The sequence below is a fragment of the Myxococcus sp. AB036A genome (assembly GCF_006547355.1).
Lineage (GTDB): Bacteria > Myxococcota > Myxococcia > Myxococcales > Myxococcaceae > Myxococcus > Myxococcus virescens.
Genome location: NZ_VHLC01000058.1, coordinates 1 through 22755, shown reverse-complemented (window position 1 = coordinate 22755; position 22755 = coordinate 1). Strand labels below are relative to the sequence as shown.

Sequence of the window (22755 nt, the reverse complement as noted above, 5' to 3'; positions counted from 1 at the left end):
TTACCAGAGCGCCTGGCTCAGGACGATGACAACCCCCATCAACCCTTCGCCCGCGATGAGGCCGGCGGCCAGCGTCACCACCCGCCCCTCCTGCGCCCCTGGATTCGCCGTGCGGGCCAAGGCCGCCGCCACGCCGCCCAGGAAGAACCCCAGCGCGGTGGACGCCGGCAACAGACAGGCCAGGCCCATGCCCAGGGGGGACGGCACCCAGTGTCGCACCCGTTCAGGAAGCAGTCGCTCCGTCAGCGTGAGGACAGCGGCGGCGAGCGCGGCCCAACCGAGCGCCGCGCGCGTGCCCGGCTCCAAACCCGAGAGGCCCGAAGCCAGCACCTGGGCGATGCTGGCGGTGACCGTGGCGGCGGGCGCGGGGAAGCGCTCGCCCCCCAGCGCCGAACGGTCCGGCACCAACAGGAAGAACAGCGGCACCACCGCGGCGGCCCCCACCGCGCAACCCACGAGCTGCGCCAGGAACACGCGGCGGGGATGGGCCCCCAGCAGGTGTCCCGTCTTCACGTCACTGAGGAGGTCCGCCGCGGACGACGCCGCGTTGACGGTGATGCCCGCGGTGGCGAGGTTCGCCTCCACGTTGCGTGGCAGCAGCACGCCATAGGTCATCTGCGTCACCTGCCCCAGCGGGCCCACGGGCGTGACATCCGTCTCCCCCGTGACGCGGCAGGCGATGAGACACAGCACGAATGACAACGCCACCGCGAGCGCGGCGTGTGGCAGCGGAACGCCAAAGCCCACCTTGGCCACGGCGAGCGTGGCGGGCGTCAACACGAGCAGGCCCGCCAGCAGCCAGCGTCCCGGCACCTGAAGCACATCCACCGGATGGGGCGCCACGGAGGGACGTTTGAAGAGTCCCTTCAATGCGCGCCCCAAGACGCGGCCCTCCAGCGCGAAGTGCAACAACGACGCGGTGGTGAGCGCCGCCGTCCCGGGCCAGAGACTCCAGGCGAGGAAGTCTCCATCTGGCAGCAGCAGCCCCGAAGCGAACACGCGCGGTGCGACGACTCCGTGGATGAGCAGCGCGCCCAGGAACCAGGACGCCGTGAGCCGCAGGCCCAGCAGCGCGCCCGCGCCCAGCGGGAGCAGACTCATCTCGAAGCCAAAGCCCAGGCGCTCCAGCGACATCCCGCTCAGCGTTCCGGGGAAGGGAAACACATAGGGAAGGCGGCCCAGCCCATCCCGCACCAGGGTGACGAGCGCGGCGATACCTCCGCCCAGGCCCAGCATCGACAGCCGCGGACGGGACGACGCGCCCGTGGTGTGAAGAGCACGGATGGTCGCCGCCGCGGCCGTGCCCGTGGCGAACGGAAGCTGCTCATGGTCCACCAGCTTGCGCTTGAGGGGCACCGCGAAGAGCACGCCCAGCGCGGACAGGAGGAAGGTCCACGCGAGCAACGCCCACCCGGGGGGATGACTGCCCGTTGTGAGCAACCACGCGCCCTGAACGGACACCAGGGCGCCGCCCGTCGCATAGCCCGCGGACGACGCCACGGCCTGCGCGGAGCACGTCTCCAGCGGCGAAAGCGGAGCACCCGCGACGCCCGGTGCCACGCGCCGCATCGCTCCGTGTGCCGTGTGCGCGAGCAACGCGGCGGTGATGGCCACGGGAAAGGCCACGGCCATCTTCAGGCCCGCGTAGAGGTTCGTCGCGCAGGTGATGGCACCAATGCCACTTCCGAGCAGCACCGCCCGCAGGGTGAGCTGCGGCACCCGGTCCCCCTGGAAGACCTCGCGCAGCCAGAAGGTGTCCAGGGCCTCGGGGGAATCCCCTGGGATTCGCAGCAGCGTCAGCGGTGCCTGCGCCGGTGTCACTTCCTCAGAGGCAGCTTGGGGGACGGGCTGAGACATGGGCCGTTCCATCTTTTCATTCCGAGGCCATCGGGGACGAGCCCCCTTCCCCGTCCGCCACCCCGGGACGCAGGCGCTGCACGCCCAGCATCAGGAGGTACCGGTCGGCGACACCGGGCAGGTAGCGCTCCAGGTGGAGCCCATCGGGGCGGAATCCCAATTCGGCCAGGAAGCGGAACACGCGATGCGCGGACTGGTCATCACGGACGGCGCACTCCAGCGTCGCGAACAGGGTCGGCGCCATCTCCTGCCGCCGACTCCCGGGAGGCAGCCGCCTGCGGGGTTTGATGCGGAAGCCCACCTCGCCCAGGAGCTGCCCGTCCACCACGTCGAGCGTGCGGACGTAACCACTCGTCAGCACGGGGATGCCGCGGCGCTCGAGTTCCTTCTTCCACCCCGGCACCGCGGCGCGGAACGCCAGGGGCCCGGGCGGAGCAGTGACGGGGAACCACACGAGCACGGACGGCTCGACCCAGTGCTCCAGATGGACCCGCGGCCCCGACGACGCGCCGAGCCCCCGGAGGTACTGGTCGGCCAGTTGGAGCGAGAGCAGCCGCGCGGACAGGTCCTGCCGCCACGACGTGAGCATCGTCTCGCGCGTCCGTGCGTCCTTTCGGAGGAACTCACGGATGGCGGAGAGGGAGATGCCCGCGGCGCGCAGGCTACTGATGAAGCGTGCTTCACCGACCTGTCCGGGAGAATAGGCGCGGTAGCCATTCGCGCGCCGGGCGGAGGGCAGCAGCAGGCCCTTGCGCTCATAGAATCGCAGCGCGCTCGGTGCCAGGCCACATCGGTCCGCGAACTGGGAAATCGTCAGCATCCGGCGGCTTTCCCTTGAGGTTGAACCTGCTTCAAAGTGGAGGGTTCGGAAACCATGAACGTTTCCATCGTCTCCCGAGGTGAAATCAAGCTGGTGGGCATCAAGGTGGTCGGCCGGCGCAGCGAGCTGAGCCACCGCGTCCCGCTGGCGTGGCTGGAACTCCTCTCTCGCCTGGATGGACTGTCCGGAGTGGTGGACCGCGACGTGTTCCATGGCTGCGTGCCGGGCAGCGACCACGAGCAATCGGGCGATGACCCCGTCTACCAGTACTGGGTCACCACCGAGGTCCAAGGACTCGACGCGGTCCCAGAAGGCCTGAAGGCCCTGACGATTCCCGCGCGCGACTACGCCATGACGCCGGTGCAGGGCACGGCGGACGCCATCAACGCGGCCTACGGCCGGCTGGCGAATTGGCTCCAATCGGCAGGAAGGCGCTCAGACCCTTCGGCCTACGTGCTGGAGCGATACGACCAGCGTCGACAGCCCGTGACGCCACCGTACGAACGCTTCGATTACGAACTGCTCACACCCCTGGCGCCCTGAGCGACGTCTCCCAGGCACCGAACACGTGCCCGCGTCAAACCATGCGCACGACAACAGACGCTTGTTCGTCGGACGCGACGACACCACCGTCACAGCGCTATGCGCGAGACCTGTCCGGACGCGACGGCATGACCTGAGCCAGGGCTTCCGCCCGGGGAAGCCCATCCACCGCGCCGAGCTTCTCCACGACACGGGCCCCGACCTCACACGCGAACGTGGCCAGCGCCACCAACTCCTCACCGGTTGCATCGCGCAGCGCCTCAGCGCCGCCGAACCAGCGCACCAGCCCCTGCAGCAGGCCCGCGACGAAACCATCGCCAGCACCGGTGGTGTCGACGACGCGCGTCTGTGGCGCCGCGACGTGGATGCGCTCCCCCTTCCACTGCAGCAGCGCGCCACGCTCGCCCAGCGTCACCACGGGCAGCGGCACGCCCATCGCGGCCAGTCGCGTCAGCGCTTCGTGGGGCACCTCCGTCCCCGTGACGAAGCCAATCTCCTCCTCGGAGAGCTTCACCACGGTGCACAGCGGCAGCATCCGCGCCAGCAGGCCCTTCAGGAGAGACGTGTCCTCCCACGCGTGCAGCCGCAAGTTGGGGTCACAGCTCACGATGAGCCCCGCGTCGCGCGCCAACCCCAGCATCCGCACCGCGGCCTCCTGCGCCTCCGGCCACTGGAGCGAGTTGGAGCCGCAATGCACCGCCTTCGCCCCCGACAGGAACGCCGCGTCGACATCCGCCTGTCCCAGCAGGAACTCAGCGGAGCGTGTCCGGAAGAAAGTGAAGCTGCGCTCGCCCTTCCCATCCAGGGAGATGAACACCAGCCCGGTGCGAGCCTCCGCCGTCTGGCGCAGGTGACTCACGTCCACGCCTTCCGCCGCCAATCGCTCGCGAAGGAAGTGCCCGAACTCATCCGCGCCCACCACGCCCAGCATGGCCGGACGCAGCCCCAACCGGGCCAGCCCCACCGCGACATTCGCCGGCGAGCCACCGGGGCACGGATGCCACGCGGGGACGTCGCGCACGCGGTGCCCTGAAGCCGCCGGGAGGAAGTCCACCAACGTCTCGCCAAAGCACACGACATCCAGCGGCGGCATGAGCCCCTCGCTTCCGAACTTCGTCAATCCAGGCCCACCTGGGACATGAAGTCCACGCTCTTGAGGCGACGACCCAGGTGGTGGGCAATGAAGACGTTGAGCAGGCCGCGAGCACGCGCGCGCAGATCCGGCGGCAGCGGCGTGCGCGCCCCTTCCTGGAGCGCGCGCAGGCCCGACAGCAGCGCCACCGGCACCACCACGGACTCGCGAGCACGGGCTCCACACGGTTCACACACCGCGCCGCCATGGGCCTGGTCGAAACGAGGCCGCTCGCCCGGAGCGCCGCCACACAGCGAGCACGAATCAAACCGAGGCATCAACCCCGCGTGCGCCAGCGCGGACAGCTCGAAAGCCAAGAGCGACGTGGGCCCGGCCTCCTTCGCATCCAGTCGCGTCAGGTACGACTCCAGCAGGGCGAACAGCTCCGGCTGCGGCTCATGGTCCCGCGTCAGCTCGCGGCACAGCTCCACCGCGTACAAGGCCCGGGCAATCAGGGACAGGTCCTCGCGCGCCGCATAGAAGCCCGCGACGATGTCCGTGCCGTCCAGCCGCACCGTGCTGCCGCGCGTCTCCACGATGTGCACGCGAAGCCGCATGAACGGCTCCAGCGCGCCGGCGAAGCGCCGCTTGCTCTTGCGTGCGCCCGCGGCGAAGGCCGTCAGCTTCCCATGCTCGCGCGTCAGCAAGGTGACGAGCCGGTCGGACTCGCCATAGTCCACCGAGGACAGCACGAGCGCGTCGTCGTCGTATCGCTCCATGGAGATGCTTCAACGCGCGAGCGGATTGGGAAGCTTTCCGCTCAGCACCAGGAACAGGTACACGCCCAGGAGCAGGGCCGCCAGCAGCACGGACAGCCCCACGTAGGCCCGCTTGCGCCGCTCCTGCTCCAACTGCACGGGAGATGGCGCCGGAACGGACTTGTCCACCTCCTCGTAGCGCAGCACGGCCTCTTCCGGCGACATGCCGATGACCTGCGCGTACGCGCGGATGTAGTTCACCACGAAGATGCGCGAGGGCAGCCGTTCCACCTGACCGGCCTCGAGCGCGGTGATGAGCGTGGGAGGAATCTTGGTCTCCCGCGCGACGTCGTCACGCGAGAGCCCTCGGAGCTCTCGCTGCTGGCTCAGGTATTTGCCGAAATCGACGTGGTCCACGGGTCCCCAGATACCCAACGCGCTAGAGCTTTTCCAGCAGCCTCCGGCAGTCGTCCTTCAGCACCTGTTCACCAGCTTTCGCCTTGGTCTCACAGGTGGCGAAGGCTGCCTTCGCCGCATCGACCTGCCCCAGCTTCGCCTGGCAGACGCCCTCACGCATGTACGCTTCCGCCACGTCCGGGCAATTCTCGCGGTAGTGCGTGAACTGGCGGCACGCCTCGGAGGTGCGCCCCGTCTCGTCGTAGATGAGACCCAGGTTCTTGTAGCCCAAACAGAAGTTGGGGTTGGTCGTCACCGCGGCCTTGATGCTCTCCACCGCGCGGTCCGGCTCGCCCTTCTTGTAGTACGCCCACCCCAGGTTTCCCTGGGCGATGAAGGGCGTCGGGTAGAGCATGTCGTTGAGGACCAGCTCATAGAGCTTGATGGCGTCGTCGTAGCGGCCCTGGTCCAGGTGCACGTTGGCCAGGTTGGTGCGCGCCTCGGAGAAGTCGGGGCGAACCTCCAGCGCCTTCGTGTAGTGCTTGATGGCCTCGTCGGGACGGCGAAACGCCAGGTGCAGCAGGATGCCCATGGCGTTGTTCGCGTCGGGGTAGTCCGGGTCGTTCTTCAGCGACACCTGCAGCTCACGCAGCGCATCCTGGAGCTCGCCGGCCTGCTGGGCCTGCAACGCCAGGTCGTAGTGAATCTCGGCGCTCCGCTTCTCCTTCTCCGTGGGCGTGTGAGAGCAACCGGAGGACACCAGCAGCAGCGCGAGCGAACAGGACGCGGAGGAAAGGCGGAACATGGGGAGCGGCTCTCGACGAGGGTGAGGGGGCGGTGACTCAGAAGGCGGCCAGGAAGCGGCCCAGGGTGGTGGTGACGTTCTTCTTCTCCTCGGCACGCGCCACCACGGCTGGCACGAGCGTCGGGTCCTTGAAGAACACCGGCAACGTCTTGAGCTGCTCGTCCTGCTGCTCGGGGGCCATCGCGCGCCAGTTGGCGTCGTCCATCATGAACCCGAGCGACTCCACGAAGGCCAGCGCGTCCCCCTCGTCGTCGCGGTACTCATCCGCTGACACGTTGCGCCGGCCGGACAGGTACACCGCGCAGTCCGCGGCCTCCGCCAGGTACAGGTACACGAAGACAGCCGCGGTCCCCTGCCCTCCCCGGAGGCCCACGACAAAGGCCTGCGCCGGACCGGCCTGCTTGCCCGGAATGGCCACGTGCGGCGCGTTGAGGGAGGTATGCAGCGCCAGGATTTGTTCCCGCGTGGCGGGCAGCCCGCGGTAGCGCTCGTCGAGGTTGAACACGGTTGTCTCCGTTACCCGAAGCCCCGCACCCGTCAGCGCGTGGTGAGGGTGAACTCCTGCGTCGCATCCTGCGTGTCCGCCGCCGTCTTCTGGAAGCGGAGGATGGGATTGTCGATCATCACGTTCCCGCCGCCCTCGTTGCCCTCGCCAATAATGACCCGAAACACGTGGGCAGGCGAACTGCTGCGCGCGTCCCCGGCGTTTCCCTTCCGGGCGATGAACGTCACCTTGTTCGCCCCCGGCCGCAGGTTGCGGGTGATGTCCACCACCACCTGGTCCTCGTTGCCTCGCAGCTTGCGCAGCCACGTGGAATTGATGAACACGTCGATGTCGTACCCCGTCATCCCCGGCACCGTCTGCTCCGTCACCAGCCAGTAGCGCTGGGTGAGGCGCCCGGGGGCCGTGGGCGCGCCAGGCGCCTGCTGCGCCGCGGGAGGCGCCTTCGCGGCGGGGGCGGCCGGCCCTGGGGTGGCGGGCGCCGGTGCCTGGGGCGACGCGGCGGGGGCCGGAGGCGTCACCGCCGTCACGCGGGCCGCGTAGCCCGGCGCGTCGATGTGCACGTTGCCGGCCTCGTCGATGCGGACGGTGGCCTTCTCGAACTTCTGGTTGGTGACGCCGTCAATCTTGACGCCGTTGAGGAAGATGGAGCCTGCGTGCGCCCCGAACGGGGCCAGGGCCAGGGCGGCGGCGAGCGCGGCGCTGGGGAACAGGGGGTTCTTCATGCGGGTCACTCCTGAGAATCTCCAACAGTCCCGGGCACTTGCAACGCTTAGCGCACCCGGCGGGACGGAACAAGGCGCGCATACACCCCGTTGGAGCGTCCCAGTTGCCCGGAGATTCACCCCACCCACTCAGGGCATGGGCTCGGGAGGCACCTCGCGCTGCGCCAAGGCCCAGTCACCGCCCAGCCCGTGGCCCTCACGGAAGCGCCGGAAGTCCCGGCGGACCGCACGCGGATAGCGCCGGAAGCGCTCCAATTCGCCCTGCTTGATGGCATTGCGGATGCGGGTGGGACCGGCGTTGTAGGCCATCAGGGCCAGGTCCAGGTCCCCACCGAAGCGCTCCTGTAACGAGCGCAGGTAACGGATGCCCAGCCGCACGCAGAGCGCGGTGTCCGCGGTCACTTCCTCGCGGGACAGGCGCAGTCCTTCCTTCTCCGCCAGGAAGTGCAGCGTGCTCGGTTTGATCTGCATCAACCCGCGCGCGCCCTTCACGGACACTGCATCTTCCGTGAAATCCGACTCCACGTCGATGATGGCCAGGATCAGCAGCGGATCATACGCGAGCCGCCCGGCCTCCTCGGCGATGGCCTGGATGAGCTGCCGGCGCAGCGTCAGGCCCAGGTCCGGGGCCCGGCGCGCCAGCACCGCATCGATGAGCGACGCCTCGGGGGAGATGACCTCCGCCGCCACGACGCCCGGAACGACGGGCTGCACCGGCCGCTCCTCCAGCAACGGCACCAGCCGCGCCGACACGACGAGCGCCGCCCCCGCGAGCAGCGGGAGCCGGGAACAACCCGAGCTGAAGGCGTGGAGACGTTCGAAGAGCCGCGTACCGAAAGACCTCCCGCCCGAAGGGGCGGGAGCTTTCACTTCCGGTGCTCCAGGGCCTGGATGCGCTCGGCCAGCTTGTCCAGCCGGGTTCCGAACGCCGCCAGCTCCTCGCGGCGGGGCAGCTTCATCTTCGTCAGGGCCTGGCGCACCCGCTCTTCCACGTTGTGCTCCAGGTCCTTGCGGTGGCCCACCAGCCGCTCACTGAACTCCCGGGCCTGGCGCTTCACCTCGTCCTGGCTCCAACCCGCCACCGCGGCCACGCGCTGCACGGCCCGTGAGGCTTCTTCCTCGGCCGTGTTCACCGCCAGCAGCGCCTGGCTCCAGAGACGCTCGAACGTCTCCGTCACGGAGTGCTTCTCTCGGGGGGCCTCGGGCTTGTTGTCCATGGGGTCTCTCCGGGAGGTGTACAGGCCAGACGTTCAGGCCCGACCCGGTCGGGGAACGGCCGAAATAAGCACACCCCCGACGTGAAGGGAACGACGGCGATGTGCCTCCCCCTCCTCTTTCGTACTCCGAGAAAGGGAGAGGTCACACTACCTGTCGGGATTCGACAGGACTTCAGGCGCGCGGCGAGGACGCGGGGCTGCTCGCGGGCTTCGCGCCGTTCACCCGACGAACGGGCTTCAGCAGCGAGTCCACCTTGCGGGACAGCTTCGCCAGCTCCTTGTTGAGGTCCTTCAGCTGCGCCTGGCTGGCCACGCCCACGGCCTCGACGACGCGCGTCTGGATACCGTCAAAGCGCTTGCGCAGCTCGGTGCCTGCGGCGTCCACGCGCCGGCTCAGCTCGGTGCTGGCCTCGTTGGCGCGCTTGCTCAGCTCCTGCACGCGGGGGTCCGTCAGCAGCTCACCGGCCTGGAACTTCGCCCACAGCGCCTGGGCCTCCTTGGCGGCCTCCTGCCCACGGGACTCCAAGGTCTTCACGACCTTGCCCGCTTCGCCTTCCAGCTCCTCGATGCGCTTCTGCGCCTGGGAAATCTGGGCCTTCAGAAAGCTCTCCACATTCTGCGCCAGTCCGCTCTTCACAGCGGCCTCGGAGCTCTGAACTTCGTTCTGCGTCGCCTCGGTCTCGGTCTTCGTCGTGGCCATACCGTCCTCCCCTATCCCGGCTTTCGCCGGGCGGTAACCAGGTGCGTCACTACAGCGTTCAACAGTTAACGCAGCGCGCCATAAGCGTCAAGCCAACGACGAGCCCATAACGCGATTAGCCATAAACAAAGGAAAACCGCCGCCCCAGAGAAAGCTCTGGGAGCGGCGGTTGTCTTTCAGCGAACGCTTTGAGGACGGCTGGGGCGCGGATTAGGCCGCGCCGGTCGTCTGCGTGCCTACCGGGCGGGAAGGCTCGCCCAGGGGGCCGGTGTCGCCGTGAGTGGCGGCCAGAGCGGCCTCCATCTCGTTGACCTCGTCGGTGGGGCTCTCCACCGCGATGTCCAGGTGCTTGTAGTTCGGCAGACCCGTACCGGCGGGGATGAGCCGGCCCATGATGACGTTCTCCTTGAGGCCGCGCAGGTAGTCCACCTTGCCGTTGATGGCGGCCTCGGTGAGCACCTTGGTGGTCTCCTGGAAGGACGACGCGGAGATGAAGGACTCGGTGGAGAGCGAGGCCTTGGTGATGCCGAGCAGCAGCGGCTCGCCAACGGCGGGACGCTTGCCTTCCGACATGACCTTCTCGTTCTCCTCCTCGAACACCCACTTCTCGACCTGCTCATCGACCAGGAAGTTGGTGTCGCCCACATCGGTGACGCGCACGCGGCGGAGCATCTGCCGCACGATGGTCTCGATGTGCTTGTCGTTGATCTTCACGCCCTGCAGTCGGTAGACCTCCTGCACTTCGTCCACGAGGTAGCGCGCGAGTTCCTTCTCGCCGAGCACCTTGAGGATGTCGTGCGGGTTGGCCGAGCCGTCCATCATCGCCTCGCCGGCCTTCACGCGGTCGCCGGAGTGGACGCTGATGTTCTTGCCCTTGGAGATCAGGTACTCCTTGGCCAGGTCCGTGCGCTGCTCGCCGTTCACCTCGGGGGTGATGATGAGCTTGCGCTTGCCCTTGGTGTCCTTGCCGAACGACACCACGCCGTCGATCTCCGCGATCGCCGCCGCGTCCTTCGGCTTGCGCGCCTCGAAGAGCTCGGCCACGCGAGGCAGACCGCCCGTGATGTCCTTGGTCTTCGTCGTCTCGCGCGGCACCTTGGCGATGACCTCGCCCGGGTGGATCTCATCGCCGTCGTTGACGGTGATGATGGAGCCCTGCGGCAGGAAGTAGCTCGCCGGGTTGCGGGAGCTGGGCAGGTCCATCATGTTGCCGTTGGCATCGCGGATGGTGACGCGCGGACGCGCCTCCGGGTCCTTGGACTCGATGACCGTCTTACGCGACAGACCGGTCACCTCGTCCAGCGCCTCGGACATCGTCACGCCTTCGATGATGTCCTCGTAGCGCACGACACCGCCGACCTCGGTCAGCAGCGGAATCGCGAACGGGTCCCACTCCGCCATGAGGACGCCCGGCTCGATGCGCTGGCCTTCCTTCACGAGGATGCGGGCACCGTAGATGACCTGGTAGCGCTCGCGCTCGCGGCCCGAGTCGTCCACGACGACGATTTCGCCGTTGCGGTTCATGGCCACCAGCGTGCCGTCCGTCTTCTGCACGGTGACGAGGCCCGCGAACTTCACGCTACCCGCGTAGCGGTTCTCCAGGCTGGACTGCTCCGCGCGCCGCGTCGCCGCACCACCGATGTGGAAGGTGCGCATCGTGAGCTGGGTCCCCGGCTCACCGATGGACTGCGCCGCGATGACGCCGACCGCCTCACCCACGGACACCTTGCGGCCGCGGGCCAGGTCACGGCCGTAGCACTCCACGCAGATGCCGCGCTTGGCCTGGCAGGTGAGCACCGAGCGGATCTTCACCTTGTCCATGCCGCTGTTCTCGATGCGGCGGACGCGGTCCTCGTCGATCTCCTCGTTCGCGCGCACCAGCACCTCGCCCGTCACGGGGTCGAGGATGTCATCCAGGGCCACGCGGCCCAGGATGCGCTCGCCGAGCGGCTCGATGATCTCACCGCCCTCCACCAGGGCGCCGATGAACAGGCCGTCCATGGTGCCGCAGTCGTACTCGTTGATGATGGCGTCCTGCGCCACGTCCACGAGACGGCGGGTGAGGTAACCGGAGTTGGCCGTCTTGAGCGCCGTGTCCGCCAGACCCTTACGGGCGCCGTGCGTGGAGATGAAGTACTGCAGCACGGAGAGGCCCTCACGGAAGTTGGCCGTGATGGGCGTCTCGATGATTTCGCCGGAGGGCTTCGCCATCAGGCCACGCATACCCGCCAGCTGACGGATCTGCTGGGCGCTACCACGCGCGCCCGAGTCGGCCATGATGTAGATGGGGTTGAAGGACGGCTGCTTGCGCGTCTCGCGCTTGCCGTCGCGGTCCCCGGACGTCTCCTCCTGGGAGATCTGCTGCATCATCTCCTGGGCGACCTTCTCGGTGATCTCCGCCCAGATATCGATGACCTTGTTGTAGCGCTCGCCGTCGGTGATGAGACCCTCGAGGTACTGGTTCTCGATCTCCGACACCACCGCGCGCGCCTCGTCCAGGAACACCTGCTTCTTCGCAGGGATGATCATGTCCTTGAGCGCGATGGAGATACCGGCGCGGGTGGCGTTGTAGTAGCCGAGGCTGCGCACGCGGTCCGCGAGCAGCACCGTCTCCTTCTCACCCGTGAGGCGGTAGCAGAGGTCGATGAGGCCGCCGAGCGACTTCTTGTCGAGCACCTTGTTGATGGCGTCGAAGCCCACCGCGCGCGGGACGACCTCCCACAGGAGGACGCGGCCGACGGTGGTCTCCTTGCGCTTGCCGTCGATGCGGCAGACGACCTTCGCCTGGAGGTGCACTTCACCGTGGTCGTACGCGGCACGCACCTCGTCCGGCGAGGCGAACACGCGGCCCTCGCCGTTGGCGAACTCGCGGGCGCGGGTCATGTAGTAGATGCCGAGCACCATGTCCTGCGTCGGGACGATGATGGGCTTGCCGTTCGCAGGGCTGAGGATGTTGTTCGTCGACATCATCAGCACGCGGGCCTCCATCTGAGCCTCGATGGAGAGCGGCACGTGCACGGCCATCTGGTCGCCGTCGAAGTCGGCGTTGAAGGCGGCGCACACCAGCGGGTGGAGCTGGATGGCCTTGCCTTCAATCAGCACGGGCTCGAAGGCCTGCATGCCCAGACGGTGCAGCGTGGGGGCGCGGTTGAGGAGCACCGGGTGCTCGCGGATGACGTCCTCGAGGATGTCCCAGACCTCGGGACGCTCCTTCTCCACCATCTTCTTCGCGGACTTGATGGTGGTGACGTAACCCTTCTCTTCGAGCTTGTTGTAGATGAACGGCTTGAAGAGCTCGAGCGCCATGATCTTCGGCAGGCCGCACTGGTGCAGGCGCAGCTCGGGACCCACGACGATGACGGAGCGGCCCGAGTAGTCCACGCGCTTGCCGAGCAGGTTCTGGCGGAACCGGCCCTGCTTGCCCTTGAGCATGTCGGACAGCGACTTCAGCGGGCGCTTGTTGGGGCCCGTGATGGTCTTCCCGCGGCGGCCGTTGTCGAACAGCGCGTCCACGGCCTCCTGCAGCATCCGCTTCTCGTTGCGGATGATGATGTCCGGAGCGTTCAGCTCCTGGAGGCGCTTCAGACGGTTGTTGCGGTTGATGACGCGGCGGTACAGGTCGTTCAGGTCGGAGGTCGCGAAGCGGCCACCGTCCAGGGGAACGAGCGGGCGCAGGTCCGGCGGAATCACCGGAATCACGTCCAGCATCATCCACTCAGGCTTGTTGCCGGAGACGCGGAACGCCTCGGCCACCTTCAGGCGCTTGGCGTACTTCTTCCGCTTCGCCTCGCTGGTGGTCTCGCGCATGTCCTTGCGCAGCTCTTCGGACAGCTTCTCCACGTCCAGCGACTTGAGCATCTCGCGGACGGCCTCGCCGCCCATGCCCGTGGTGAAGGAGTCCTCACCGTGCTCCTGGAAGAGCCGGTGCATCTTGTCTTCGCTGATGAGCTCGCCCTTCTGCAGCGGCGTCGCCTTCGGATCGAGGACGATGTAGCTCTCGCAGTAGAGGACCTTCTCCAGCTCCTTCAGCGTGATGTCGAGCAGGTTGCCAATGCGGCTCGGCAGCGACTTGAGGAACCAGATGTGGGCCACCGGCGTGGCCAGGGTGATGTGGCCCAGGCGCTCACGGCGCACCTTGGACTGGATGACCTCCACGCCGCACTTCTCGCACACCACGCCGCGGTGCTTCATGCGCTTGTACTTGCCGCAGTTGCACTCGTAGTCCTTCACCGGCCCGAAGATGCGGGCGCAGAAGAGCCCGTCCCGCTCCGGCTTGAACGTGCGGTAGTTGATCGTCTCCGGCTTCTTCACCTCGCCATGGGACCACTGGCGAATCTTGTCGGGCGACGCCAGGGCGATGCGGATGGCGTTGAACGACAGCGGGTCCTTCGGCTTCTCGAAGAAGTTGAAAATGTCCTTCACGTTGCCTCCGAAATCTCGTTGGGCGCCCTCCCCTTCCAGGAGGGCCGCCAGCTGATTCGGGCCCCCGCCCCGACCCGGCCGCGCCCGCCCCTATCGGGACGGCGGGCGGCCGGTCAGGCGGGCGCTCCGTGCAATCAGGCCTCGGTTCCCGTCTTGCGCTCCTCGCCGTCACCGCCGCCGAGGAAGTCGCCTCCGAAGCTGCGCTGCCGCTCCGGCGGGGCGCTCTCCAGCAGCTCCACGTCGAGCGCGAGCGACTGGAGCTCCTTGAGGAGCACGTTGAACGACTCGGGCAGGCCGCTCTCCAGGACGTTGTCGCCCTTGACGATGGCCTCGTACATGCGCGTGCGGCCCACCACGTCGTCCGACTTGACGGTGAGGAACTCCTGCAGCGTGTACGCCGCGCCGTAGGCCTCCATCGCCCAGACTTCCATCTCGCCCAGACGCTGACCGCCGAACTGCGCCTTGCCGCCCAGGGGCTGCTGCGTGACGAGCGAGTAGGGCCCGATGGAGCGGGCGTGGATCTTCTCATCCACCAGGTGATGCAGCTTCAGCATGTACATAACGCCCACGGTGACGTTCTGGTCGAACGGCTCACCGGTGCGCCCGTCGAAGAGCACCATCTGGCCCGTGCGGGGCAGCTGCCCCTCGTCCAGCAGGGCGTGGATCTCCGTCTCCTGCGCGCCGTCGAAGACGGGCGTGGCGACGTGGATGCCCCGCTTGGAGCGGAGGCACAGCTGCTTGATCTCCTCGTCGTCGAGCTTGTCGAGGAACTCGTCGAACGCCGGGTCGCTGTAGATGACCTTGAGGCGCTCCTTGATGGCGTCCGAGCTCCAGTTGGCCTCGACGTAGCGCTGCAGCGCTTCGCCGGTGCCCTTGGCGGCCCAGCCCAGGTGCGTCTCGAGGATCTGCCCGATGTTCATGCGCGAGGGCACGCCCAGCGGGTTGAGGACGATGTCCACCGGACGCCCGTCCTCCAGGTACGGCATGTCCTCCTCGGGGAGGATGCGGGACACGACGCCCTTGTTTCCGTGGCGGCCGGCCATCTTGTCGCCCACGGCCAGCTTGCGCTTGATGGCGACGTACACCTTCACCATCTTGATGACGCCCGGCGGCAGCTCGTCGCCCTTCTTGATGCGGGCGATCTTCTCGCCGAAGGCCAGCTTCACGGCCTCCTTCGTCTCCTCCAGGTTTCGGAGGATGTCGCGCAGGCGCGAGTCCAGCGGGTCGCCGACGGAGATCTCACCCCAGTACTTGTAGGGCACCGTGGACAGCAGCTCGTCGTCGAGGATGTCCCCCTTCTTCAGGAGGATCTTCCCCTTGTCGTCCACGAGCTTGCCCTGGACCTCCTTGGTGCGCACCAGGCCGCGGATGCGGCCGAACGCGCTGTCCTGGAGGACCTTGATCTCGTCGTTCTGGTCCTTGAGGAGCTTCGCCTCCTCCATGGACTCGATCTGCTTGGCGCGCTCGTCCTTCTCCACGCCCTTGCGGCTGAACACCTTGGCGTTGATGACGGTGCCCACCACGCCCGGCGGGACGCGCAGCGAGCTGTCACGCACGTCGCCGGCCTTCTCGCCGAAGATGGCGCGCAGCAGCTTCTCTTCGGGAGACAGCTGCGTCTCGCCCTTCGGGGTGATCTTGCCCACCAGCACGTCGCCGGGCTTCACCTCGGCGCCGATGCGGATGATGCCGCTCTCGTCGAGGTCCTTGAGGGCCTCCTCACCCACGTTCGGGATGTCGCGGGTGATCTCCTCCTTGCCCAGCTTGGTGTCGCGCGCGATGCACTCGAACTCCTCGATGTGGATCGACGTGAAGACGTCGTCCTTGAGGATGCGCTCGCTGATGAGGATGGAGTCCTCGAAGTTGTAGCCCTGCCACGGCATGAACGCGACGACCACGTTCTGGCCCAGCGCCAGCTCGCCCGTCTCGGTGGCCGGACCGTCGGCGATGACGTCACCCTTCTTCACCCGGTCGCCCTTGCTGATGATGGGCTTCTGGTTGAGGCAGGTGTTCTGGTTGGAGCGCTGGTACTTGAGCAGGTTGTAGATGTCGACCTCGCTCGTGACATCGCTCAGCGAGGCCGGCACGTCCGCCTTCACCACGATGCGGCCGGCGTCCACGCTCTCCACGATGCCGTCGCGCCGGGCCACGCAGGTGACGCCGGAGTCGCGGGCGACGATGGACTCGATGCCCGTGCCCACCAGCGGCGCCGCGGTGCGCAGCAGCGGAACGGCCTGGCGCTGCATGTTGGAGCCCATGAGCGCGCGGTTGGCGTCGTCGTTCTCCAGGAACGGGATGAGCGACGCGGCCACCGACACGAGCTGCTTCGGGGACACGTCCATCAGGTCCACGTCCTCGGCGCGAGCCTGGACGAACTCACCACCGCGGCGGCTGGACACCAGCGCGTTGGCGAACTTGCCCTTCTTGTCCGTCTCCGCGTTCGCCTGGGCGATCGTGTGCTTCTCCTCCTCGAGAGCGGAGTAGAAGGCCACGTCGGTCGTCACCACGCCCGCCTCGACCTTGCGGTACGGCGTCTCGACGAAGCCGAACTCATTGACGCGCGCGTAGGTGGACAGCGACGCGATGAGGCCGATGTTCGGACCTTCCGGCGTCTCAATGGGGCAGATGCGGCCGTAGTGCGTCGGGTGCACGTCGCGCACCTCGAAGCCCGCGCGCTCGCGGGTGAGGCCGCCGGGCCCGAGCGCCGACAGGCGCCGCTTGTGCGTGACCTCGGACAGGGGGTTCGTCTGGTCCATGAACTGCGACAGCTGGCTGGACCCGAAGAACTCCTTGATGACCGCCGTGACGGGCTTGGCGTTGATGAGATCGTGCGGCATGAGCGTCTCGATCTCCTGGAGGCTCATGCGCTCCTTGATCGCCCGCTCCATGCGCACCAGGCCGATGCGGTACTGGTTCTCCAGCAGCTCGCCCACCGCGCGGACGCGGCGGTTGCCCAGGTGGTCGATGTCGTCGATGGTCCCCTTGCCGTTCTTCAGATCGATCAGGTAGCGGATCACCTCGAGGATGTCCCGCTTGGTGAGGATCTGCCCGTCGAGCGGCTCCTCGAGGCCGAACTTGAAGTTCAGCTTGAGGCGGCCGACCTTGGAGAGGTCGTAGCGCTCCGGGTTGAAGAACAGGTTGGTGAACAGGTTGATGGCCGTCTCCGGCGTCGGCGGATCGCCAGGGCGCAGGCGGCGGTAGATCTCCATGATGGACTGCTCGGGGGTCTCGAGCTTGTCCAGCATCAACGTCTCACGCAGGTACGGGCCCACGTTGAGGTTGTCGATGAAGAGGACCTTGAACTCCTTGATGCCGTGCTTGAGGAGCTCGTCGACCTTCTCCTGGGTGACTTCCTCGTTGCACTCGAGGAGCACCACGCCGTTGGTCTCTTCGACCACGTCGTAGGCGGACACCTTGGTGAAGAGCTCGTCCGCATCGATCGGGAGCGTCTTCATCTTCGCCGCTTCGAGCTTCTTGATGGCGGCGCGGGTGAACTTGCGGTTCTTCTTGACGATCAGCTCGCCCGTCTTGGCCTTGATGTCGCGGGTCGCGCGCTGACCGGGCAGCAGCTCGAGCTCGACGCTCTTCTCGAACTCCTCCGCGCTGTGGAGGTAGATCGTCTCCGTCGCGTAGTAGTAGTTGAGGATCTCCTCGGTGGAGCCCTTGAACTCCAGCGGGTTCTTCTTCGCGGTGTCCGGGACGGCGCCGAGCGCGCGGATGAGCACCGTGGCCGGCAGCTTGCGGCGGCGGTCGATGCGCACGTACAGCAGGTCCTTGTGGTCGAACTCGAAGTCGATCCACGAACCGCGGTAGGGAATGATGCGGGCGTTGTAGAGCAGCTTGCCAGACGAGTGGCTCTTGCCCTTGTCGTGGTCGAAGAAGGCGCCCGGGCTTCGGTGCAGCTGGCTGACGACGACGCGCTCGGTACCGTTGATGATGAAGGTGCCGTTCTGGGTCATCAGCGGGATTTCGCCGAAGTAGACCTCCTGCTCCTTCACGTCGCGAATGGACTGGGCGCCGGTCTCCTCGTCCTTGTCCCACACGACCAGGCGCACCACCACCTTGATGGGCGCCGAATACGTCATGCCACGCTGGTGGCACTCATCTACGTCGTACTTCGGGCGCTCCAGGTGGTAGCTCACGAACTCCAGCGAGGAGGTCTCGTTGAAGTCGCGGATAGGGAACACCGACTTGAAGACGCCCTGAAGACCGAGGTCCTCGCGCTTGTCGGCGGCAATGTCCGCCTGGAGGAACTTCTCGTAGGACTGCTTCTGGATGTTGATAAGATTGGGAATGTCGATGATCTTCGCGATCTTCGCGAAGGTCTTCCGCACGCGGAAATTGTTCTGGATCTGCGTCGGCATTCTGGCTCCGGGGACGACTGCTCGGGCGGGCAAACTTCAGTAACGCGCGGCGGCGCCGGGAAATTTGCAACGGTCAAATGGGCAAAGCCGGCGCCCCCACTCAGGGAGCGCCGGCCTGCACATCCGGTCAGGAGGCTGCCCGAAATTTCCCGGAAAACCGGACAGTCCCTGTAGAAACTACTTGATGTCGACGGTCGCACCAGCCGCGGTGAGCTGGTCCTTGATCTTCTTGGCGTCGTCCTTGTTGACGCCTTCCTTGACGTTCTTCGGAGCGCCCTCGACCAGGTCCTTGGCCTCCTTCAGGCCCAGGCCGGTGATCGCGCGGATCTCCTTGATGACGTTGATCTTGTTGGCGCCGGCGTTGGCCAGCACCACCGTGAACTCCGTCTTCTCCTCGACAGGAGCGGCGGCGGCGGCCGGGCCCGCGGCAACGGCCACGGCGGCGGCGGAGACGCCCCACTTGTTCTCGAGCTGCTTCACGAGGTCGGCCGCCTCGAGGACGGTCAGGGAGGAAAGCTGGTCAACAATCGCGTTCAGGTCAGCCATTGAAATGTGTCCTTCTGGTTTCGACTAACGGCCAACTCCCCCTTTGGAGAGTTCCGGCCGGAGAGGTTGCGGTAGAAAAACTTCTCGAACAGATGAGGGCTTCTCAGCCCTGCGCCTTGTCCGCGTTGGCCTGGACGACTCGGGCGAGCTGCGAACCCGGAGCCGCGATGGTCCGAACCAGCTTGCTCGCGGGCTGGCTGATGACGCCCAGCAGCTGCGCGCGAAGCTCGGGCAGACCCGGCAGCTTCGCCAGGGCCTTCACGCCGGCGACGTCGACCTTGCGGCCTTCGACGACGGCAGTGCGAATCTTGATCTTGTCCTCGATGTCCTTCGCGAACTCGACCAGGATCTTCGCGGGAGCCACCACGTCGCCGTAGCTGATGCACAGGGCCACGGGGCCCGTGAAGTCATCAGCGATGACCGACACGGACGTGCCCTGCGCGGCACGGCGCGCCAGCGTGTTCTTGATGACCTTGTACTCGACGTTGCCCTCGCGGAACTTCTTGCGGAGCTTGGTCACCGTCTCCACGTCCACCTTGGTGAACTCGGCGACGACGGCGGAGGTCGTCCTCGAGAACTTCTCGTGGAGCTCCTTGATCATCTCTTCCTTCTCGCTCTTCAGCACTTTGACTCACCTCCTTACTGGGCCCGCCTTTTCAGGACGGGCGTGATGCCTGGGCCAAAGTGGCAGAGCGAGAGGAGCCTCGAGAGGCACCACACCGCACCTCCAGTCTCGGCAGGGCTGACCTTGCGGTCGTTTGAACCAGGGGTCGAAGGTGCCGTCCGGCCGGTTGCCCGGCTGCCAACGGAACATGCATCCTCTTCGCCCAGGTCCCTGCTGTCATGAACCAGGTGTCGGGACGCCGCGCCTCACGACGTGGCGCCCCAATTGCAAAAGCCGGGGGCCTATACCCCCGGCTTCAGCAAAGATCCAGAACTTTCGAACCTGTGACGTCAGACAGGCAACAGCCCTGACCCGTAGTCAGGGTTGCATCCCCCTGTCCGTGCGACCGGACGGCGATTAGCCGTGGCGCGTCTTGATTTCCATGGTGTCGAGCTTGATGCCCGGCCCCATGGAGGACGAGATGGCGATACCCTGGAGGTACACGCCCTTCGCGGCGGCCGGCTTCAGCTTCATCACCAGGTCCACCAGCGCGTTGAAGTTGGCCTCGAGCTTCTCGACCTCGAAGGAGGACTTGCCCAGCTTCGCGTGGACGATACCGGCCTTCTCGGCGCGGAAGTCGACCTTACCACCCTTGGCGTCGCGAATGGCCTTCGCGACATCCATGGTCACCGTGCCGACCTTCGGGTTCGGCATCAGGCCGCGGGGACCGAGCACCTTACCGAGGCGACCGACGACACCCATCATGTCCGGGGTGGCGATGACGGTGTCGAAATCGAGGAAGCCCTCCTCGATGCGCTTCTGGAGGTCCTCGGCGCCGACCACGTCCGCGCCGGCGTTGGTCGCGTCGGTGGCCTTCTCACCCTTGGCGAACACGGCCACGCGCACGGTGGCGCCGGTGCCGTGCGGGAGCACCACAGCGCCACGGACCATCTGGTCCGCGTGCTTCGGGTCCACGCCCAGGTTGATGGAGACGTCGACCGTCTGGTCGTACTTGGTGGAGCGAGCCTCCACCGTCTTCTTCAGGAGCTGAAAGCCCTCGGCGACGGCGTAGCGCTTATCGCGGTCAACCAGAGCGGCGGCCGCACGGAACTTCTTCCCAGTCTTAGCCATGACAGAAATCCTTGTCGTGAGTGGGTGCGCGGCGGCCTAGCCGACGACGTCGATGCCCATGGAGCGTGCGGTGCCAGCAATGGTGCTCATGCAGGCCTCGAGCGACGCGGCGGTGGTGTCCTGGATCTTCTTCTTCGCGATTTCCTCGAGCTGAGCGCGGGTGATCTGCCCGACCTTCTCCTTGCCCGGCTTCTTCGCGCCCGAACCCTTCTTCTTCTCCGTGTGGAGACCCGCGGCCTTCTTGATGAGGACGGCGGCGGGAGGGGTCTTCAGGATGAAGGTGAAGGAGCGGTCCGCATACACGGTGATGACCACCGGGATGATGAGACCTTCCTTGGCTTCCGCCTGGGTCTTCGCGTTGAACTGCTTGCAGAACTCCATGATGTTCACGCCCTGCTGACCGAGCGCGGGGCCGATCGGCGGAGCGGGGTTCGCCTTGCCGGCGGGGATCTGCAGCTTGACCTGACCTGTGATCTTCTTCATCGAACGACAACTGCCTTTCGAGTGGGTGGTGCGAGCGGGCCACCAGACGGGGAAGCCCTCCCACCCATGAGTCCGGCCCCAATACGGGGACCAGAAATGCGAACGCCGCGCACGCCATACAGGAGTGCACGGCGCGGCATCAACTGCTAGCCGGTGGTCTTCTCCACCTGCATGAAGTCCAGCTCCACCGGGGTGGCACGGCCGAAGATGCTGACCAGCACCTTCACCCTGCCCTTCTCCGCATTGACCTCTTCCACGGTCCCGTTGAAGTTCGCGAACGGACCGTCGATGACGCGCACCGTGTCGCCGTCGTCGAACTGCACCTTGGGCTTCGGCTTGAGCGTGCCTTCGGAAATCTGCGACGTCAGCCGCGCCACTTCCTGGTCGGAGATGGGCAACGGATTCTGATTCTGCGCCGTTCCCGGGAACCCGGTGATCTTCGGCGTGTTCTTCACCAGGTGGAGCGTCCGGTCGTTCAGCTCCATCTGCACGAAGATGTAGCCGGGGAAGAACTTGCGGCGAGAGGTCTTCTTCTCGCCCTTCACCATTTCGACGACCTGTTCCATCGGAATCAGGATTTCACCGAACTGGTCCTGAAGGCCCTCCAGACGGACCTTCTCTTCCAGGCTCTTCTTCGCCTGGTTCTCGAAGTTCGAGTAGGTGTGGACCACGTACCATTTCATCGCCATTACAGCTTCCCCCACATGGCCGGCAGCCACTCCACCATCAGGTTGTAGGCGGCGGTATCGATGCAGAAGAGGATGACGGCGGCAACCAGGGACGCCACGACGACGGCCATGGTCGACGCCTTGGTCTCCGACCAGGTGGGCCAGGTGACCTTCATCAACTCCGAAGCCACATCGATGGACAGCGCATGGGTGCGCGGGTGGAAGTACGCCCCCACAGCCAGTCCCACGGCCAGCGCGTAGCCCACCAGGGTGGACACCTTCCAGTCCAAGCCCTCGATGAGGACCGGGTCGCTCCAGCTGAATCGCGCCCACAGCAATCCGAGCAGACGCTCCAGGAAGAGGGCCAGGACGATGCCGACGAGAAGATAGAAGATGACCACGAGCCGCTTCGGATCCATCGCCGAGCGGTTAGCCTGCTGGCTGGCCTCTGATGCCGTCGCCATGGTGCCTCACGAGGTACTGCGGATGCGAATTCGCGAAACTGCGAAAACACAGGAACCCCCGGCACCTCCAGGTACCGGGGGCCCCGCGACTACTGAGAGTTGGCAGGCCAGGAGGGATTCGAACCCCCAACACGCGGATTTGGAGACCGCTGCTCTACCGTTGGAGCTACTGGCCTAGAACCTTCCCTGAACTACCGACCTAGACCTTACCTTCCTTGTGGTCCTGATGCTTGCGGCAACGAGGACAGAACTTGCTCAGCTCGAGCTTGTCCTGGCTCTTCCGCTTGTTCTTCGTGGTCGTGTAGTTCCGCTCCTTGCACACAGTGCACTCGAGCGAAATAATGGAACGATTGCCCTTCGGCATGACCTACCTCACCAGATACGAGAGGGGAAGGCTACCACAACGCAGCCCTCCCCTCGGAATCGGGACAGTGAGCCCGGCGGCCTCACGGCCGACCCGGCATTACTCGATGATTTCCGCCACGACGCCGGCGCCCACGGTGCGGCCACCCTCGCGAACAGCGAAGCGCAGCTCCTTCTCCATGGCCACAGGAGTGATGAGCTCCACCTCGATGGCGATGTTGTCGCCCGGCATCACCATTTCGACGTTCTCCGGCAGCTTCACCGAGCCCGTCACGTCCGTGGTGCGGAAGTAGAACTGCGGGCGGTAGCCCTTGAAGA

General features: G+C 66.5%; 21 protein-coding genes, 1 tRNA gene and 1 pseudogene. 1 reads left to right on the top strand and 22 read right to left on the bottom strand.

Annotated features, from left to right (window positions below):
* On the bottom strand, positions 1-1857 hold the full coding sequence (locus FL344_RS22850; RefSeq protein WP_194863215.1) for an OPT family oligopeptide transporter: 1857 nt from the start codon (positions 1855-1857) through the stop codon (positions 1-3).
* A 16-nt stretch (positions 1858-1873) separates the two neighbouring features.
* On the bottom strand, positions 1874-2677 hold the full coding sequence (locus FL344_RS22845) for a MerR family transcriptional regulator (RefSeq protein ID WP_141620001.1): 804 nt from the start codon (positions 2675-2677) through the stop codon (positions 1874-1876).
* Positions 2678-2731: 54 nt separating this feature from the next.
* On the opposite strand from FL344_RS22845, the gene FL344_RS22840 reads away from it, so the two are divergent.
* Positions 2732-3220, top strand: a complete 489-nt coding sequence (locus tag FL344_RS22840; protein ID WP_141620000.1) for a GyrI-like domain-containing protein — start codon at positions 2732-2734, stop codon at positions 3218-3220.
* A gap of 97 nt (positions 3221-3317) precedes the next feature.
* On the opposite strand, the gene FL344_RS22835 is transcribed toward FL344_RS22840, so the two are convergent.
* From FL344_RS22835 to tuf, 20 genes and pseudogenes are all read right to left on the bottom strand, one after another.
* Positions 3318-4340, bottom strand: a complete 1023-nt coding sequence (locus tag FL344_RS22835; RefSeq protein WP_141619999.1) for a carbohydrate kinase — start codon at positions 4338-4340, stop codon at positions 3318-3320.
* Positions 4337-5071, bottom strand: a complete 735-nt coding sequence (gene recO, locus FL344_RS22830) for a DNA repair protein RecO (RefSeq protein ID WP_141619998.1) — start codon at positions 5069-5071, stop codon at positions 4337-4339. Before recO ends, FL344_RS22835 begins: the two co-directional genes overlap by 4 nt.
* 9 nt (positions 5072-5080) lie before the next feature.
* Complete coding sequence (locus FL344_RS22825) at positions 5081-5467, bottom strand: RodZ family helix-turn-helix domain-containing protein (protein ID WP_011553135.1); 387 nt, start codon at positions 5465-5467, stop codon at positions 5081-5083.
* Positions 5468-5489: 22 nt separating this feature from the next.
* Entirely contained in the window at positions 5490-6251 is a 762-nt protein-coding gene (gene tgl, locus FL344_RS22820; RefSeq protein ID WP_141593081.1) for a social motility TPR repeat lipoprotein Tgl, read from the bottom strand.
* Positions 6252-6288: 37 nt separating this feature from the next.
* Positions 6289-6756, bottom strand: coding sequence for a hypothetical protein (locus tag FL344_RS22815; RefSeq protein WP_011553133.1), 468 nt, complete (start codon positions 6754-6756; stop codon positions 6289-6291).
* A gap of 32 nt (positions 6757-6788) precedes the next feature.
* Entirely contained in the window at positions 6789-7478 is a 690-nt protein-coding gene (locus tag FL344_RS22810; RefSeq protein ID WP_228565290.1) for a hypothetical protein, read from the bottom strand.
* A 129-nt stretch (positions 7479-7607) separates the two neighbouring features.
* Positions 7608-8348 (bottom strand): lytic transglycosylase domain-containing protein, encoded by a 741-nt coding sequence (locus tag FL344_RS22805; protein WP_011553131.1) that lies wholly within the window; start codon positions 8346-8348, stop codon positions 7608-7610.
* The gene (locus tag FL344_RS22800; RefSeq protein WP_140862317.1) at positions 8345-8695 is read right to left on the bottom strand and encodes a phasin family protein; all 351 of its coding nucleotides are present in this window, start codon (positions 8693-8695) and stop codon (positions 8345-8347) included. Before FL344_RS22800 ends, FL344_RS22805 begins: the two co-directional genes overlap by 4 nt.
* Before the next feature lie 172 nt (positions 8696-8867).
* Positions 8868-9395, bottom strand: a complete 528-nt coding sequence (locus tag FL344_RS22795) for a hypothetical protein (RefSeq protein WP_141619996.1) — start codon at positions 9393-9395, stop codon at positions 8868-8870.
* Positions 9396-9605: 210 nt separating this feature from the next.
* Entirely contained in the window at positions 9606-13817 is a 4212-nt protein-coding gene (gene rpoC / locus FL344_RS22790) for a DNA-directed RNA polymerase subunit beta' (RefSeq protein ID WP_141594341.1), read from the bottom strand.
* A 134-nt stretch (positions 13818-13951) separates the two neighbouring features.
* Positions 13952-18178 (bottom strand): DNA-directed RNA polymerase subunit beta, encoded by a 4227-nt coding sequence (gene rpoB, locus FL344_RS22785; RefSeq protein ID WP_141594342.1) that lies wholly within the window; start codon positions 18176-18178, stop codon positions 13952-13954.
* Positions 18179-18355: 177 nt separating this feature from the next.
* On the bottom strand, positions 18356-18724 hold the full coding sequence (gene rplL, locus FL344_RS22780; protein ID WP_141619995.1) for a 50S ribosomal protein L7/L12: 369 nt from the start codon (positions 18722-18724) through the stop codon (positions 18356-18358).
* A 103-nt stretch (positions 18725-18827) separates the two neighbouring features.
* Positions 18828-19349, bottom strand: a complete 522-nt coding sequence (gene rplJ, locus FL344_RS22775) for a 50S ribosomal protein L10 (RefSeq protein WP_090494980.1) — start codon at positions 19347-19349, stop codon at positions 18828-18830.
* 396 nt (positions 19350-19745) lie between these two features.
* Positions 19746-20459, bottom strand: a complete 714-nt coding sequence (gene rplA / locus FL344_RS22770) for a 50S ribosomal protein L1 (protein WP_011553124.1) — start codon at positions 20457-20459, stop codon at positions 19746-19748.
* A gap of 36 nt (positions 20460-20495) precedes the next feature.
* Positions 20496-20942: a 50S ribosomal protein L11 gene (gene rplK / locus FL344_RS22765; protein WP_090494983.1), complete on the bottom strand. Its 447-nt coding sequence runs from the start codon at positions 20940-20942 to the stop codon at positions 20496-20498.
* 146 nt (positions 20943-21088) lie between these two features.
* Positions 21089-21631 (bottom strand): transcription termination/antitermination protein NusG, encoded by a 543-nt coding sequence (gene nusG / locus FL344_RS22760; protein ID WP_002640701.1) that lies wholly within the window; start codon positions 21629-21631, stop codon positions 21089-21091.
* Positions 21631-22074, bottom strand: a complete 444-nt coding sequence (secE, locus tag FL344_RS22755; RefSeq protein WP_141594345.1) for a preprotein translocase subunit SecE — start codon at positions 22072-22074, stop codon at positions 21631-21633. The genes nusG and secE overlap by 1 nt, the downstream gene beginning before the upstream one ends.
* A 100-nt stretch (positions 22075-22174) precedes the next feature.
* Positions 22175-22250, bottom strand: a tRNA-Trp gene (locus FL344_RS22750).
* 23 nt (positions 22251-22273) lie between these two features.
* On the bottom strand, positions 22274-22438 hold the full coding sequence (gene rpmG / locus FL344_RS22745; RefSeq protein ID WP_011553120.1) for a 50S ribosomal protein L33: 165 nt from the start codon (positions 22436-22438) through the stop codon (positions 22274-22276).
* A gap of 99 nt (positions 22439-22537) precedes the next feature.
* Positions 22538-22755 (bottom strand): annotated as a pseudogene (tuf, locus tag FL344_RS22740) (elongation factor Tu); the annotation flags it as partial.